This window comes from Bacillus sp. 1780r2a1 (assembly GCA_024134725.1).
GTDB lineage: Bacteria > Bacillota > Bacilli > Bacillales > Bacillaceae_H > Priestia > Priestia aryabhattai_A.
This window is the reverse complement of sequence record CP099863.1, coordinates 3715513-3729001: the sequence shown is the minus strand read 5'-3', so window position 1 is coordinate 3729001 and position 13489 is coordinate 3715513. Positions and strand designations below refer to the sequence as shown.

12 protein-coding genes and 1 other annotated feature are annotated in these 13489 nt (G+C 37.4%); of the genes, 5 read left to right on the top strand and 7 right to left on the bottom strand.

What is annotated here, in order from left to right:
* Positions 1–36: 36 nt before the first annotated feature.
* Positions 37–705, top strand: coding sequence for a flagellar motor protein MotB (motB, locus tag NIZ91_18780; protein USY57230.1), 669 nt, complete (start codon positions 37–39; stop codon positions 703–705).
* 50 nt (positions 706–755) lie between these two features.
* Here motB and NIZ91_18775 read toward each other — a convergent pair whose 3' ends face one another.
* Genes NIZ91_18775 through NIZ91_18765 form a run of 3 tightly spaced genes read right to left on the bottom strand, consistent with a single transcriptional unit; the run spans position 756 to position 3224 of the window.
* Positions 756–1934: an acetoin utilization protein AcuC gene (locus tag NIZ91_18775; protein USY54750.1), complete on the bottom strand. Its 1179-nt coding sequence runs from the start codon at positions 1932–1934 to the stop codon at positions 756–758.
* Positions 1931–2575: an acetoin utilization AcuB family protein gene (locus NIZ91_18770; protein ID USY54749.1), complete on the bottom strand. Its 645-nt coding sequence runs from the start codon at positions 2573–2575 to the stop codon at positions 1931–1933. The genes NIZ91_18775 and NIZ91_18770 overlap by 4 nt, the downstream gene beginning before the upstream one ends.
* Positions 2576–2591: 16 nt before the next feature.
* The gene (locus NIZ91_18765; protein ID USY54748.1) at positions 2592–3224 is read right to left on the bottom strand and encodes a GNAT family N-acetyltransferase; all 633 of its coding nucleotides are present in this window, start codon (positions 3222–3224) and stop codon (positions 2592–2594) included.
* A 222-nt stretch (positions 3225–3446) separates the two neighbouring features.
* On the opposite strand from NIZ91_18765, the gene acsA reads away from it, so the two are divergent.
* Both acsA and tyrS read left to right on the top strand, forming a co-directional pair.
* Positions 3447–5162, top strand: a complete 1716-nt coding sequence (gene acsA, locus NIZ91_18760) for an acetate--CoA ligase (GenBank protein USY54747.1) — start codon at positions 3447–3449, stop codon at positions 5160–5162.
* Positions 5163–5276: 114 nt separating this feature from the next.
* Positions 5277–5492, top strand: a binding site (T-box leader).
* A gap of 59 nt (positions 5493–5551) precedes the next feature.
* A complete protein-coding gene (gene tyrS / locus NIZ91_18755; protein ID USY54746.1) occupies positions 5552–6808 on the top strand; it encodes a tyrosine--tRNA ligase in 1257 nt (418 codons plus the stop codon).
* Between the two features lie 83 nt (positions 6809–6891).
* Here tyrS and rpsD read toward each other — a convergent pair whose 3' ends face one another.
* Positions 6892–7494 (bottom strand): 30S ribosomal protein S4, encoded by a 603-nt coding sequence (gene rpsD / locus NIZ91_18750; GenBank protein USY54745.1) that lies wholly within the window; start codon positions 7492–7494, stop codon positions 6892–6894.
* A gap of 299 nt (positions 7495–7793) precedes the next feature.
* Positions 7794–8273 carry a GAF domain-containing protein gene (locus tag NIZ91_18745; GenBank protein USY54744.1) on the bottom strand — a complete coding sequence of 160 codons (480 nt, stop codon included), beginning with the start codon at positions 8271–8273 and terminating at the stop codon, positions 7794–7796.
* A 246-nt stretch (positions 8274–8519) separates the two neighbouring features.
* Between NIZ91_18745 and refZ the strand changes: the two genes are divergently transcribed.
* Positions 8520–9173, top strand: coding sequence for a forespore capture DNA-binding protein RefZ (refZ, locus tag NIZ91_18740; protein ID USY54743.1), 654 nt, complete (start codon positions 8520–8522; stop codon positions 9171–9173).
* Here the strand turns inward: refZ and hisJ are convergent.
* Positions 9159–9956, bottom strand: a complete 798-nt coding sequence (hisJ, locus tag NIZ91_18735) for a histidinol-phosphatase HisJ (protein ID USY54742.1) — start codon at positions 9954–9956, stop codon at positions 9159–9161. The genes refZ and hisJ overlap by 15 nt on opposite strands.
* 310 nt (positions 9957–10266) lie before the next feature.
* On the opposite strand from hisJ, the gene ezrA reads away from it, so the two are divergent.
* Positions 10267–11958 carry a septation ring formation regulator EzrA gene (gene ezrA / locus NIZ91_18730; GenBank protein USY54741.1) on the top strand — a complete coding sequence of 564 codons (1692 nt, stop codon included), beginning with the start codon at positions 10267–10269 and terminating at the stop codon, positions 11956–11958.
* A 53-nt stretch (positions 11959–12011) separates the two neighbouring features.
* Here ezrA and brnQ read toward each other — a convergent pair whose 3' ends face one another.
* Entirely contained in the window at positions 12012–13373 is a 1362-nt protein-coding gene (brnQ, locus tag NIZ91_18725; GenBank protein USY54740.1) for a branched-chain amino acid transport system II carrier protein, read from the bottom strand.
* Between the last annotated feature and the right edge of the window lie 116 nt (positions 13374–13489).

The following is a 13489-nucleotide window of genomic DNA, read 5'->3' as shown; positions in this document are numbered from 1 at the left end:
AAAAAAGTTCAGCATTCTTCACAGTCAAACAAATGGATGGTGACGTTTGCAGACCTTGTTACATTAATATTGGTGTTTTTTATTTTACTTTTCTCTATGTCTAATATCGATAATATTAAGTTTAAACAATTAGTAAACTCTTTGGGCTTATCAGAATCTAACGGGGTAAACGCTTCTATTATTGAATTTGAATCATCGTCGTATCCGCGAGAAAAAAACAATGAAAAAGGCGTTAGTAACAAGTCAGCGGAGCTTGATCGTATTCTCTTACAGGTACAACAATATCTTGAAAAAAATAACCTTCAAGAAGTGATAACGGCGAATCGGGATAAGCGAGGAGTCGTTTTGGTATTACAAGAACAGGTGTTGTTTGAAACAGGAGAGGCAGAGATTTTAAAAAAAGGCTATCCGTTTTTAAATGAGCTAGGTGAGCTTTTTACGACCATACCTAACCAGATTAAAATTGAAGGCTATACCGATAATCGACCGATTAAAACGTACCGTTATCCATCGAACTGGGAGTTGTCTACTGCAAGAGCAAGCAGCGTTATTCGCTACTTTACAGCTAATTATGATTTGAAGTCTGAGCAATTTATCGCTATTGGTTACGGGGAAGCAAAGCCTGTTGTTGAAAATACGTCAGAAGCCAATATGCAAAAGAATCGACGCGTTGAGATTATTATTTCTGACCCAACCAATGAATAGTTATTCAGAGCATGGCCTCTTCTCAGATTATGAGAGAAGGCCATGCTTTTTTAGTGAGATGAAGCTTCTTTCTGATGCGAACGAATAGGAAAAAGAGCTCGAGAGACAGTATGAGCATTCTTTTCCTCAATTTCTTGCCTTCTTGGAATCGGGTCATAGATTCCATCTTCATCATCCCACTTTGTACAGATGGGGATGGGAGCTTCCCTCTCCCACTTTTGAACCCAGGTTGCGGGTAAACTTCCCGTAATATCTTGCTTTTCTAACATCTCTAGCCAAATAAAGGACCAAGCGCGTGGAACTACACGCCAAATATCATATCCTCCACCACCTACTCCAATCCACTTTCCATTGCAGTATTTATGAGCAATCTCATGCGCGATTTTTGGAATTTCCCGATACATTCTAGTTGTGCCGCAAAGGTGAGTAAGCGGATCATAGTAATGAGAATCAGCACCGTTTTGAGTTAAGATCACATCTGGCTTGAAGAACGCAGCAATCTCTTCAAGTGATGTTTTATAGGCATGTAACCATGAGTCGTCTTCTGTATAGGCATCAACTGGTATATTAAATGAATATCCGTATCCTTTATTATGGCCACGCTCGTTTACATCTCCAGTTCCAGGGAATAGATATCTTCCCGTTTCATGAATGGATAAAGTACATACAGAAGGATCATCGTAAAAAGTCCATTGTACGCCGTCACCGTGATGAGCATCTGTATCGACGTATAAAATGCGGGCACTATATTTTTCTTGCATATAGCGAATAGCTACCGCACTATCATTATAAATACAAAAGCCAGATGCTTTTCCTCGAAAGCCATGGTGAAGTCCACCACCAAGGTTTAGTGCATGGTTAGCCTGTCCTGACATGACTTGGTCTACGGCAGTAAGCGTACCACCAACTAGAAATGCACTAGCCTCGTGCATGTTATGAAAGATAGGTGTATCTTCTGTCCCTAATCCATAGCTTTCAGCTTTTGTGTTCGATAAATTTCCTGATCCAGCATCTTTAACAGCTTGTATATAAGCAGGGTCATGAACGAGCGCTAGCTCTTCATCAGTAGCCATTCTTGGCAAGACAAGTTGTTTTTCTGTTAGCATTCCAGACTCCAGCAACAGTTCATAAGTTAGCTTTACTCGAAGCTGGTTAAAAGGGTGGTGTTGATTAAACTTATAAGTTAATAAATCTTCAGAGTAAATAAAGACGGCATCTTGTTTTTTCATAGCGTATTCTCCAGTGATTTTGGCCAAATAACTTCGTAGCCGTGATCACGTAAATCGTTAAGAATGCTAAGTGGATTAAACGTTTGAACCCTAAAAACGAGTACTTTATATCGATCATCTTTATCAGGGTATACTAGGACGCTTAAGATATTTGTACGGTGTTGACCGAATATAGCTGTCACGTCACTTAAAACACCCGCTTGATTTTTAACTTTTACTTCAATATGTGACCCAGGCTTATGTGACCCAGTTAACTGAATAAAGCTTCGCAATAAGTCTCGTTCAGTAACAACACCGATTAGACGGTTCTCTTGTGTAACAGGTATGCATCCGATTTGGTTTTCATAGAAGACGTTTGCGATATCTTCCACAAAATCAAGGGGATGTGCAGTAATAACATTTTTTTTCATGATGCGATAAATAGGTTCTGATAATTCAGTAGACTGTGAAGATGGATCTAGAATTGATGGGCTAGCATCTCGTATATCACGATCGGAGATAATACCAACAATATGATTTACATGATTCACAATTGGAATGTGACGAATTTTATATGTATCTAGCAAATGAAGTGCTTCAGCAATGGTATCAGTCGGTGCTAGAGTAATAACATCTTGAATCATAATTTCTTCAACAAGCATATAAAACGCCTCCTTATCAATACATAAAGCGATTTTGAAAACGTAGGTGGTCAAACGATTGAACGCTATCTAAATTGACTCTTTTTCCTATTCGAGCCATTAAACAGTTGGCAGGATGTGAGCTGATTTCTGGATCATCTGTTGCATACCAGGTTAATCCACCTGTGTTCATCATTTTTTCCATGATTTTACGGTATTCCCACACGTTTAAGCCTGTTCCTTTTAAATCCCAATGCCAATAATATTCTGTTGTAATAATAATATAATCTTCCATTGCATCATCCATCATTGAAACCTTCAATAAACTTTTTCCAATAGAGTAGCTTCTAAATGGAGCTGCCACCTCAATGGCACCTAGCTCAATTAAATTATCCATTTTCCCTTCAGACCATCTTTCTAGAGGGTCTGGGTATAAGAAGGTGACATAGCCAACAACGGTATGGTTAATACGTGCAACAATAATTCTACCTTCAGGTAAGTCGGCAATTTCAACTAGAGCTTGCTTTTGCTGTTCAGCGGGTCTAAAGGCCGTTAATTCTTGGTGGAAATCTAGCTGTGCTAATGTTGTAGAGGAAACGGGACCTTCAATGACTAACGTCCCAACAGGAGTTTTAACTTCTTTCATATTGTATGTTTTGATGTGATTCAACAAGGTCACCACCTTTATTCGGTCTTATCTGTATTATACATAAAATCGAGATAAATGAAGCGTTTTCAATAAATTTATCGAGAAAAAAAGGAAATTGGTAGAATTAGTCGAATTATTTTATCGAGAACAGAGCTTGTTTTTGAAGAATATTTTTAAAATTGAGAAAACTATTACTCTGTTATATAATAGGGATGAGAATATTTACATAAGGGGGAGTTTGTGATGAAGGTGGAAGCGCTTCCTGTAATTAACGGTGAGTATAATTTACAGGACTATGATCAAATGTATACAGAATTTGATTGGTCACAGGTGGAAAAAGAATTTTCTTGGCATGAAACAGGTAAACTAAACGCTGCCTATGAAGCAATAGATAGGCACGCAAACTCTACGAGGAAAAATAAAGTAGCGCTTTATTATCGCGATGCGAATCGTAATGAAAAGTATACGTATCGTGAAATGAAAGATTGGTCAAATAAAGCAGCGAATGTTTTAAAACAGGCAGATGTTGAAAAAGGAGACCGCGTTTTTATTTTTATGCCGAGATCTCCTGAACTGTATTTTGCTCTTATAGGTGCTATTAAATTAGGAGCTATTGTTGGTCCATTATTCGAAGCATTTATGGAAGGTGCTGTGAAAGATCGACTTGAAGACAGTGAAGCGAAAGTATTAATTACAACTCCAGAATTACTCCAACGTGTACCCGTCCAGGAATTACCCGCTTTAAAACATGTTCTTCTTGTAGGTGAAGAAGTGGAAGAGCATGGACCATTTTTAGATTTTAATCAGCGTATTGCACAAGCAAGTAAAGAAGTTGAAATTGAATGGGTTGATCGAACTGATGGTATGCTGTTGCACTACACATCAGGTTCAACTGGCAAACCAAAAGGTGTTTTACATGTTCATAATGCGATGCTCCAACACTATCAAACTGCTAAATGGGTGTTGGATTTAAAAGATGAAGATGTATATTGGTGTACGGCTGATCCTGGTTGGGTCACAGGTACATCTTACGGTATTTTTGGTCCATGGCTAACCGGCTCAACAAATGTTATTATTGGTGGACGTTTTAGTCCAGATTCGTGGTATCAGGCTCTTGAAGAGTACGGTATTACCGTTTGGTATAGTGCACCTACTGCTTTTCGTATGCTGATGGGAGCGGGAGATGAGCTTGTAAAGCGCTATAATTTATCTCAGCTTCGTCATGTTTTAAGTGTAGGTGAACCTCTTAATCCTGAGGTTGTGCGCTGGGGGATGAAGGTATTTCAAAAGCGCATCCATGATACGTGGTGGATGACAGAAACAGGTGCTCAAACAATTTGTAACTACCCGTGCATGAAGATTAAGCCGGGATCGATGGGCAAGCCAATTCCAGGCGTGACAGCAGCTATTGTTGATGATCAGGGCCAAGAACTTCCACCTTATCGAATGGGGAATTTAGCTATTAAAAAAGGCTGGCCTTCTATGATGCATACAATTTGGAATAACCAAGCAAAATATGAATCATATTTTATGCCAGGTGATTGGTACGTATCAGGAGATTCAGCTTATATGGATGAAGATGGTTATTTTTGGTTCCAAGGGCGAATCGATGATGTTATTATGACAGCTGGTGAGCGTGTAGGGCCATTTGAAGTTGAAAGTAAGCTTGTGGAACATCCAGCAATTGCTGAAGCAGGAGTTATCGGAAAACCAGACCCTGTTCGTGGTGAAATTATTAAAGCATTTATCGCATTAAGGGATGGTCATCAACCTTCGGATGAGTTGATTGAGGAAATCCGTCAGTTCGTGAAAAAAGGGTTGGCTGCTCATGCAGCACCACGTGAAATTGAATTTAGAGACAAGCTTCCAAAAACAAGAAGCGGTAAGATTATGCGCCGCGTCTTAAAAGCATGGGAGTTAGATCTTCCAACAGGTGATTTATCAACTATGGAAGATTAATTTAAAAAACTCAAAGAGATTTCTCTTTGAGTTTTTAGTTTTTTATCACATAGATTGCTACTTGAATTTTAAAATGAAATCATTCATAATAATGCTGTATAGATTTTTTTAATATAAAATGCAGAGATAGGAAAAAGTAGTAGCTGTCTCCCTGTTAAAGAGAGCTGGTGGTCGGTGTAAATCAGCCATAGACAGATATGAAGTACATCCTTGAGCATCTTTTGTGAATATTTTAGTAGCAAAAGACGGGAAGACCGTTACATCGTTTAAGTGGAAAATAACCGTTGTTATTTTCAAATAGGGTGGTACCGCGATATTTTCGTCCCTTCTTTTATAGAAGGGGCGTTTTTGTGTTGTTTTGAAAGATATATTAAAGGAGAGAAATTTAGATGAGCATTTTACAAGATCTTGAATTCCGTGGTCTTATTAATCAACAAACGGATGAAAAAGGGTTAAGTGAGTTATTAAATTTGGAATCAGTTCGCTTATATTGTGGATTTGATCCAACGGCTGATAGTTTACATATTGGCCATTTGTTACCGGTGTTAATTTTACGTCGTTTCCAGCAAGCCGGTCATCAGCCAATTGCATTAGTTGGTGGAGGTACAGGTCTTATTGGAGATCCAAGTGGGAAAAAAGCAGAACGTACGCTAAATGAAAAAGAAACGGTAGCAATGTTTAGTGATCGTATTAAAGGTCAGCTATCTCGCTTCTTAGATTTTGAAAACGGAGATAATCAAGCGGTTATTGCAAACAACTATGACTGGATTGGATCTCTAGATGTTATTACTTTCTTACGTGATATTGGTAAGAACTTTGGCATCAATTACATGATGGCAAAGGATTCAGTTCAATCCCGTATTGAGTCAGGAATTTCTTTCACAGAATTTAGTTACATGATTCTGCAGTCTTATGACTTCTTGAATTTATACAAAACGTATAACTGTAAGCTACAAATTGGGGGAAGTGACCAGTGGGGGAACATTACAGCTGGCCTTGAACTAATTCGTAAATCTGAAGAGGATGCAAAAGCATTTGGTTTAACAGTTCCGCTTGTAACAAAAGCTGACGGTACAAAGTTTGGTAAAACAGAAGGTGGAGCAGTTTGGTTAGACGCTGAAAAGACAAGTCCTTATGAGTTCTATCAGTTCTGGATTAATACCGATGACCGCGATGTTGTAAAATACTTAAAGTATTTTACGTTCTTATCTCATGAAGAGATTACAGCACTTGAAGTATCTGCTAATGAAGCACCTGAAAAACGTGAGGCTCAAAAGGCATTAGCGTCTGAAATGACGGAGCTTGTTCATGGGAAGGCAGCTCTAGAGCAAGCAATTCGTATTTCACAAGCTTTATTTAACGGTAACATTTCTGAGTTAACTGCAGCAGAAATTAAAGAAGGATTTAAAGATGTACCTTCTTACAATCATAGTGGTGAAGAAGTAGGACTTATCGATTTGCTTGTTGAAAGTAAAATTTCTCCGTCTAAACGTCAAGCACGTGAAGATGTAACAAACGGAGCAATTTATATTAACGGAGAACGTATTCAAGACCTTCAAAAAGTAATGACGGAAGAAGATCGTATTGAAGGGCAGTTCACAGTTATTCGACGCGGTAAGAAAAAATATACGTTGATTCAATATTAATGAAAAAGACGCTCCGAAACGAGCGTCTTTTTCATAAGTAAATAAAAAAAAGATTCCCCACACAGGGAATCTTTTTTTTACTATTAACGAGAGTAGAACTCTACGATTAGTGCTTCGTTGATTTCAGGAGATAGTTCAGTACGCTCAGGTAAGCGAGTGAAAGTACCTTCTAATTTTTCAGCATCTACAGTTAAGTAGTCTGGTACGAAGTTTGTAGCTTCTACAGATTCTTTAATAATTGAAAGGTTGCGAGATTTTTCGCGAACACCAATTACTTGACCTGGTTGTACACGGTAAGATGGGATGTCAACACGTTTACCATCAACTAAGATGTGACCATGGTTAACTAATTGACGAGCTTGACGACGAGTACGTGCAAGACCCATACGGTATACTAAGTTATCAAGACGAGCTTCTAAAAGAATCATGAAGTTCTCACCGTGCTTACCAGTTAATTTACCAGCAGCAACGAATAAGTTACGGAATTGACGCTCGTTTACGCCGTACATGTGACGTAATTTTTGCTTTTCTTGTAATTGTAAACCGTACTCAGAAATTTTCTTACGTTGTCCTGGACCATGTGGACCTGGAGCGTAAGGGCGTTTTTCTAATTCTTTACCTGTACCACTTAGAGAAAGACCTAAGCGACGAGAAATTTTCCAACTTGGACCTGTATAACGAGCCATGATGACTCCTCCTTGTTTGTGTTTTTATTTTATGCAAAACAAAAACAGACACATTCTAGCGATATGCTCATTTTGTTTTCATGTACCATCGCTCTAGCAGCAGAGAGTTACACGATACACCATCAGCTTATGCTGAGGAACAAAATGAAAAACATAAAGAAGATTGTATAAGCTGCAATATTTTACACAACGAGTATTATATGTTTTCTAATTAGAATTGTCAAGTCCATGTCTTTGAAATGTGATGAGGCATATTCACTATAAAAGAGGGGTTCTTAAGAACCCCTCTTTATTACTTATCACATTGCTTCTAGTAAAGCTTCAACAAACTTCTCTAAATAAGCTTGATCTAGCTCATCGAAACGGCTTTTAATTGGGCTATCAATGTCAAGCACACCAATTAATTTACCGTCTTTTACAATAGGAACAACGATTTCTGATTGAGATGCAGCATCACAGGCGATGTGACCAGGGAACTGATGTACATCAGCAACGAGCTGAGTTTGATGTGTTTCAGCTGCAGTTCCACAAACACCTCGTCCAAATGGAATCCTTACGCATGCCGGTAATCCTTGGAAAGGGCCAAGCACTAGTTGGTTTCCTTCCGTTAGATAAAATCCAACCCAGTTTACATCTTCTAAAAACTGATTTAAAAGTGCTGAAGCATTAGAAAGGTTTGCGATGAAATTATTTTCACCGTCAATTAATGCACGAAGTTGTTTTAAAACGAGCTCGTAATTTTTTTCTCTTGATTCGCTATAGTTTTCGACATGAAACATGTTATTCTCCTCCATTCAACATAAAACGTATAAAAATGTATCAAAGCGCGTCGTTCTGTTCATTACTTTGTCGATAAAAGATTACAGGAACTTAGAAGCTTATCACGAATTATGTAGATAAGCCGATAAAACCCTTTTAAATAATGTAACGATTTCTCTGGGATTTTGCAATGACTTTGATTGCGCATAAGAATACGTAATTTCTGTTTAAATATCACTTGATTGAAAAAAGATGAGGTGGTAAAAATGGCTACTCAAGCTAAAACGAAGGAACGAATTATTGACGCTGCGGTTTCATTATTTAACGCGAAAGGCTTTGATGGAACTTCAGTACGCGAAATTGCTACAAGAGCAAAGGTGAACGTAGCGAATATTTCATATTACTTTGAAGGAAAAGAAGGTCTATTAGAAACCCTTGTTACAACTTACTTTGAAGGCTATATAGCAGCGCTTGAAAATGAATTTGAGCTCAGAGAATATAAAGATGCTAAGGAATGTTTACAAGGGATGATTGCTGCTGTACTGAATTATCAGCATGAAAACCGTACAATTGCGCGACTTGTTTATCGTGAGATTTCACTAGACACGACGTTCATAAGAGAAGTTATGACAACATACCTGGCAAAAGAGAAGTATTATCTTAAAACTGTTTTAGAAAAAGGAATGGAGAGCAGGGAATTTCGAAAGGTTAACGCTTCATTTATCATTATCCAGTTAAAAGCGCTGCTTTCGATGCCTTACCTCCATCCACAATATTTAACAGAAGTATTATATATCATGCCTCAAGAAACTTACTTTTTAGAACAATACACTGGTGAACTAACCGCTTGGATTCAAACGATGCTATATGAACAGTGTGAATCGAACAAGCAAGTGCACGTGCGTTTAACAAGAAAATAGCGCTTCGTAACCTTGACCGAGGTCCTTCGCACAATGGGCATCTGATCCATAGACAAGAGGGATCTTTTTTTGGCGTGCTAATTCAAGCACATTAGGAGCAGGGTATGCTTCTTGACAAAGAGGTTTAAATAGCCCAGCTGCATTATAATCAAGCTCTAAGTTATTTTTCTGAATGGCTAATAAAATCGTATTGATTTCTTCAGTAAACGGATTAGGACACGGAAATTGCTTTTGGAACTTATGAACGAGCGTCATATGTCCTATTCTCTGTGGCTTAAAAATTCCTAAGTCACAATTTATAGACTTCAACAACGTTTCGTAGTACTTATCATATGTTTTGCTTACACTTCCAAATTTCTGTACAATATGAGCAAATGCTTCGGGGCTATAATCTAAACAAAAGTACTGACGGTCAAACCTTAAAAAGTGAACAGACAGTATGCTGTCGTCTAAGTGAGGGCCGTATTCATTTAAGAATTGCGCAGTTTCCGTTTCAAATCCATCAATATAATCCACTTCAAGTCCAACATTGATCTTTAAGTCGTTGGCATACTGCTCTTTTATGCGATGGACATCCTTTAAATAACCTTCAAGCTGTGCCATAGACATGCTGCTATCTTGTTGTGGAGTAGGATCAACAAAACTCTCGGGAAGTGGGGCATGCTCTGTAAATGAAATTTCCTGAAATCCTAATTGGATGGCTTGTTCTGCATAAGCTTGTAATGAATCTTTTGAGCCATGTGGACAAAACGGTGTGTGAATATGACGGTCTACCTTTGTCAATTTGCATCATTCCTTTCGTTTTCTTTAATTGTAACGTTGCAGTCTAAAACTTCAACTGTACAACTCGAAATTTCAACAATTTTGTCGATAAGTTTAGAAAAGCAAAAGGTTTTTTTTGAAAGAAATGACAAAACGAGATACGGTCGACAAATTACCAATATTTTGTGCAAAAAAATTAAAATTTTTGCTCAAAAGCAAGGCTTTACATGGTATCATAAAAACATTGACGCTTAAACATTTAAAGGATTACAATAACCCTTTTTATAAATAGGAAACTTGTCATGTAGAACGTATTGTAAGGGGGCTTAGTATGGAATTTATTATTGCACTAATCATACTAATTATCGGATTAGTTGTGTACGGAATGTTTTCACGAAAAAAAATCTATCAAGAAATTGACCGGCTTGAATCACGTAAGATGGAGTTAGCAAACATGCCGGTAGCAGAGGAAATTTCAAAAGTAAAAGAACTAAACATGACAGGTCAAACTGAAGAGCTATTTGAACGCTGGCGTGAACAGTGGGATGATATCGTAGCAACTGAGCTTCCAAAAGTTGATAAATTACTTTTTGAGACGGAAGAATGTGCAGATAAATACCGCTTTAAAAAGGCGAAGCAGCTATCTATACATATTAATGAACTGTTAGATAAAACAAAGACTGAAATTGAGAACATATTAACGGAACTACAAAACCTCATTGGTAGTGAACAAGATAATCGTCATGATATTGAAGAGCTTAACCAGTTACACCGCCATGTAAAGAAAAAGTTGCTAGCGCATCGCTATTCATATGGAAAAGCTGAAAAAACGCTTGAAGCAGCAATTGATCATGCAAAGAAGCAGTTTGCTGTTTTTGAAGAAGAAACAGTAAATGGAAACTATTTGCAAGCACGTGAAACGGTTCTACAGCTAAAAATTGATTTAACGGCAATTGATACATGCTTAGAACAAATTCCAAAAGTATTAGTAGAATGTCAAACTACGCTTCCAGCTCAGTTTTCGGAATTGCTTGATGGATTTATTGGGATGACAAGGGATGGATACGTGTTAGATCACCTGCAGGTTGAAGAAACGATTGAATTTTTAAAACATGAAACAGACACGATTATTCAACAAATTGAAGAGCTTTATGTAGAAGAAGCAATGGCAAAGCTAGATAGCGTAAATGAACGTTTAGAACAGTTATATGATGCTTTAGAACACGAAGTGTATTCATATCATAAAATGAATCAGGAATCTCAAACGGTTTCACACTTTTTGAAAATTTTACAAGATAAAAACCGAGAATTGAGAGATGAAACACTGTTCGTACAGCAAAGTTATCATTTTAAAGAGAAAGACTTAGAGCTATATTACAAAATGGACCGCGAATTAAAGCGTTTAACGAATCTTTACTATAATATCACAGATAAAGTAGCGGAACATAACTTAGCTTATAGTGTGATTCAAGAAGAGCTTGAAGATGTGTCGAAGCAACTCAAACAGCTTCAACAGTCGCAAGACTCTTATAGCGATATGTTGCAAGCATTGCGAAAAGATGAGTTGACAGCTAAAGAGCAGATTGAAGAGTTGAAATCTCAGCTCATTGAAGCAAAGAGGTTAATTCAGAAAAGTAATTTACCTGGTGTACCTGAATATTATAAGGTTCAGTTAGAGAAAACGATGCACCTGTTGAAGGACGCAACGTTAAAGCTTCAGGAAAAACCGCTTAACATTCAAGCAGTCCAAACTCTTCTTAGTGAAGCTGTAGAAGCTGTAAAAGAGACGTTTGAAGAAACAGAAGCAATTCTAGAAGAAGCACAGCTTGTTGAAAAAATGATTCAATATGGGAATCGTTACCGTAGTCAGTATGGATCAGTAGCTCAAGCACTACGAGATGCAGAAGAGCTCTTCCGGAAATATGAATACAAAGAGGCTCTGAATGAAGTGGCTAGTGCCATTGAACAGGTCGACCCTGGTGCGGTAGAAAAAATTCAACAGTTTATGGTAACAAATAGATAGAATAAAAAAACGCCAGCTTAATTAGCTGGCGTTTTTTTATTGGTGATAGGAATTTATGAAGCCTTGCGAGAAGAGGATTCCACATCTTCGATATAACTTCCGCGAATCTTACTAATCATATAGCCGATGATACAAGCAATAAGTGTTGGAATTAACCAACCCATTCCGTCGCTATAAAGTGGAAGGTAGCTTGTAAATAACTTGTCAATGCTTGCAATTTTTAAATTAGCAGCATTTAGTCCATCAAAAAGACTAAAAAACGCACTTGTAATGACTGCTAGTACATATACTTCACGTCCAAATCGTAGTGCTGATGCAGCCAAAGAAAGAACAATTAAGCTAATAGCAATTGGATAGATAAATGTAAGGATTGGCACTGAAATAGAAATTAATTGTGTAAGCCCTACATTTGCAATAATTGCACTAAATATTGTGAGTATTACTACAAAGCCTTTATAGGAAAGCTTTGGGAATATACGATGAAAAAAAGAACTACAAGCAGAAATTAAGCCGATTGATGTAGTTAAACATGCGAATGTAATTGCTAATCCTAAGATAATCGTTCCAAAGCTACCGAATAGTTCCCTAGCAACAGCCGTTAAGATAGCTCCTCCATTGGATTGCATGCCGATAGACTCTACGCTGGATGCGCCAATGTAAGCTAGTGATACATATACTACAATCAATCCAATCGCAGCAATAAAACCTGCTTTAATACAAATAGCCGAAAGTTTCTGACTATTTATAATACCTTTTTCTCGAATACTTGAAATGACAACAATCCCAAACACAAGAGCCGCAATAGCATCCATTGTTAAATAACCATCAACAAACCCTGCTACAAATGAAGCTGATTCGTATCTTGGTTGTGGAAGCTGAAATTCTCCCATTGGTGTCAGTAAACTTTTTAGAACAAGTATAGCTAAGACTGTTAATAATAAAGGTGTTAAAATCTTACCTATGCGATCTACAATTTTTGTTGGATTTAATGATAGAAATAACGTAATACCAAAGAAAATAATGGTATAGATCATTAAAGGTACATTACTAGCTAATGCGCTATCGGACAAGAATGGTGTAACGCCGATTTCAAACGCTACAGTATCTGTCCTTGGAATACCAAAAAAAGGTCCAATTGCTAGATATAAAACAATTGTAAAAAATATTCCGAAAATAGGGTGTACTCGGTTTGCTATTTTTGTGAAATCTCCATTGGTTTTGGACGTGGCGATAATTCCTAGTAACGGTAATCCAACACCCGTTATTAAAAAGCCAATTGTTGCACTCCATGTATTTACCCCTGCTTGTTGTCCTAACGAGGGCGGAAAAATCATATTACCTGCACCAAAAAATAGGGCAAAAAGCATTAAACCAATAGCTAACGTCTCTTTGCGAGTTAGTGCTTCTTTTTTCATAATGCCTCCTATATTCTATAGAAATAGTATAAAGTTTCTGATACATACTATCATATTTCATAAAAAAAATGTCGAAAATTTTAAAAATCTAAATATTCAGTTTAATTATCTGGGCA

Bases quoted from the DNA above. Each gene is read 5' to 3' on its own strand.
- motB (USY57230.1), top strand. From the start codon at position 37: ATGGTGACGTTTGCAGACCTTGTTACATTAATATTGGTGTTTTTTATT.
- NIZ91_18775 (USY54750.1), bottom strand. From the start codon at position 1,934: ATGAAAAAACAAGATGCCGTCTTTATTTACTCTGAAGATTTATTAACT.
- NIZ91_18770 (USY54749.1), bottom strand. From the start codon at position 2,575: ATGCTTGTTGAAGAAATTATGATTCAAGATGTTATTACTCTAGCACCG.
- acsA (USY54747.1), top strand. From the start codon at position 3,447: ATGAAGGTGGAAGCGCTTCCTGTAATTAACGGTGAGTATAATTTACAG.
- tyrS (USY54746.1), top strand. From the start codon at position 5,552: ATGAGCATTTTACAAGATCTTGAATTCCGTGGTCTTATTAATCAACAA.
- rpsD (USY54745.1), bottom strand. From the start codon at position 7,494: ATGGCTCGTTATACAGGTCCAAGTTGGAAAATTTCTCGTCGCTTAGGT.
- NIZ91_18745 (USY54744.1), bottom strand. From the start codon at position 8,273: ATGTTTCATGTCGAAAACTATAGCGAATCAAGAGAAAAAAATTACGAG.
- refZ (USY54743.1), top strand. From the start codon at position 8,520: ATGGCTACTCAAGCTAAAACGAAGGAACGAATTATTGACGCTGCGGTT.
- ezrA (USY54741.1), top strand. From the start codon at position 10,267: ATGGAATTTATTATTGCACTAATCATACTAATTATCGGATTAGTTGTG.
- brnQ (USY54740.1), bottom strand. From the start codon at position 13,373: ATGAAAAAAGAAGCACTAACTCGCAAAGAGACGTTAGCTATTGGTTTA.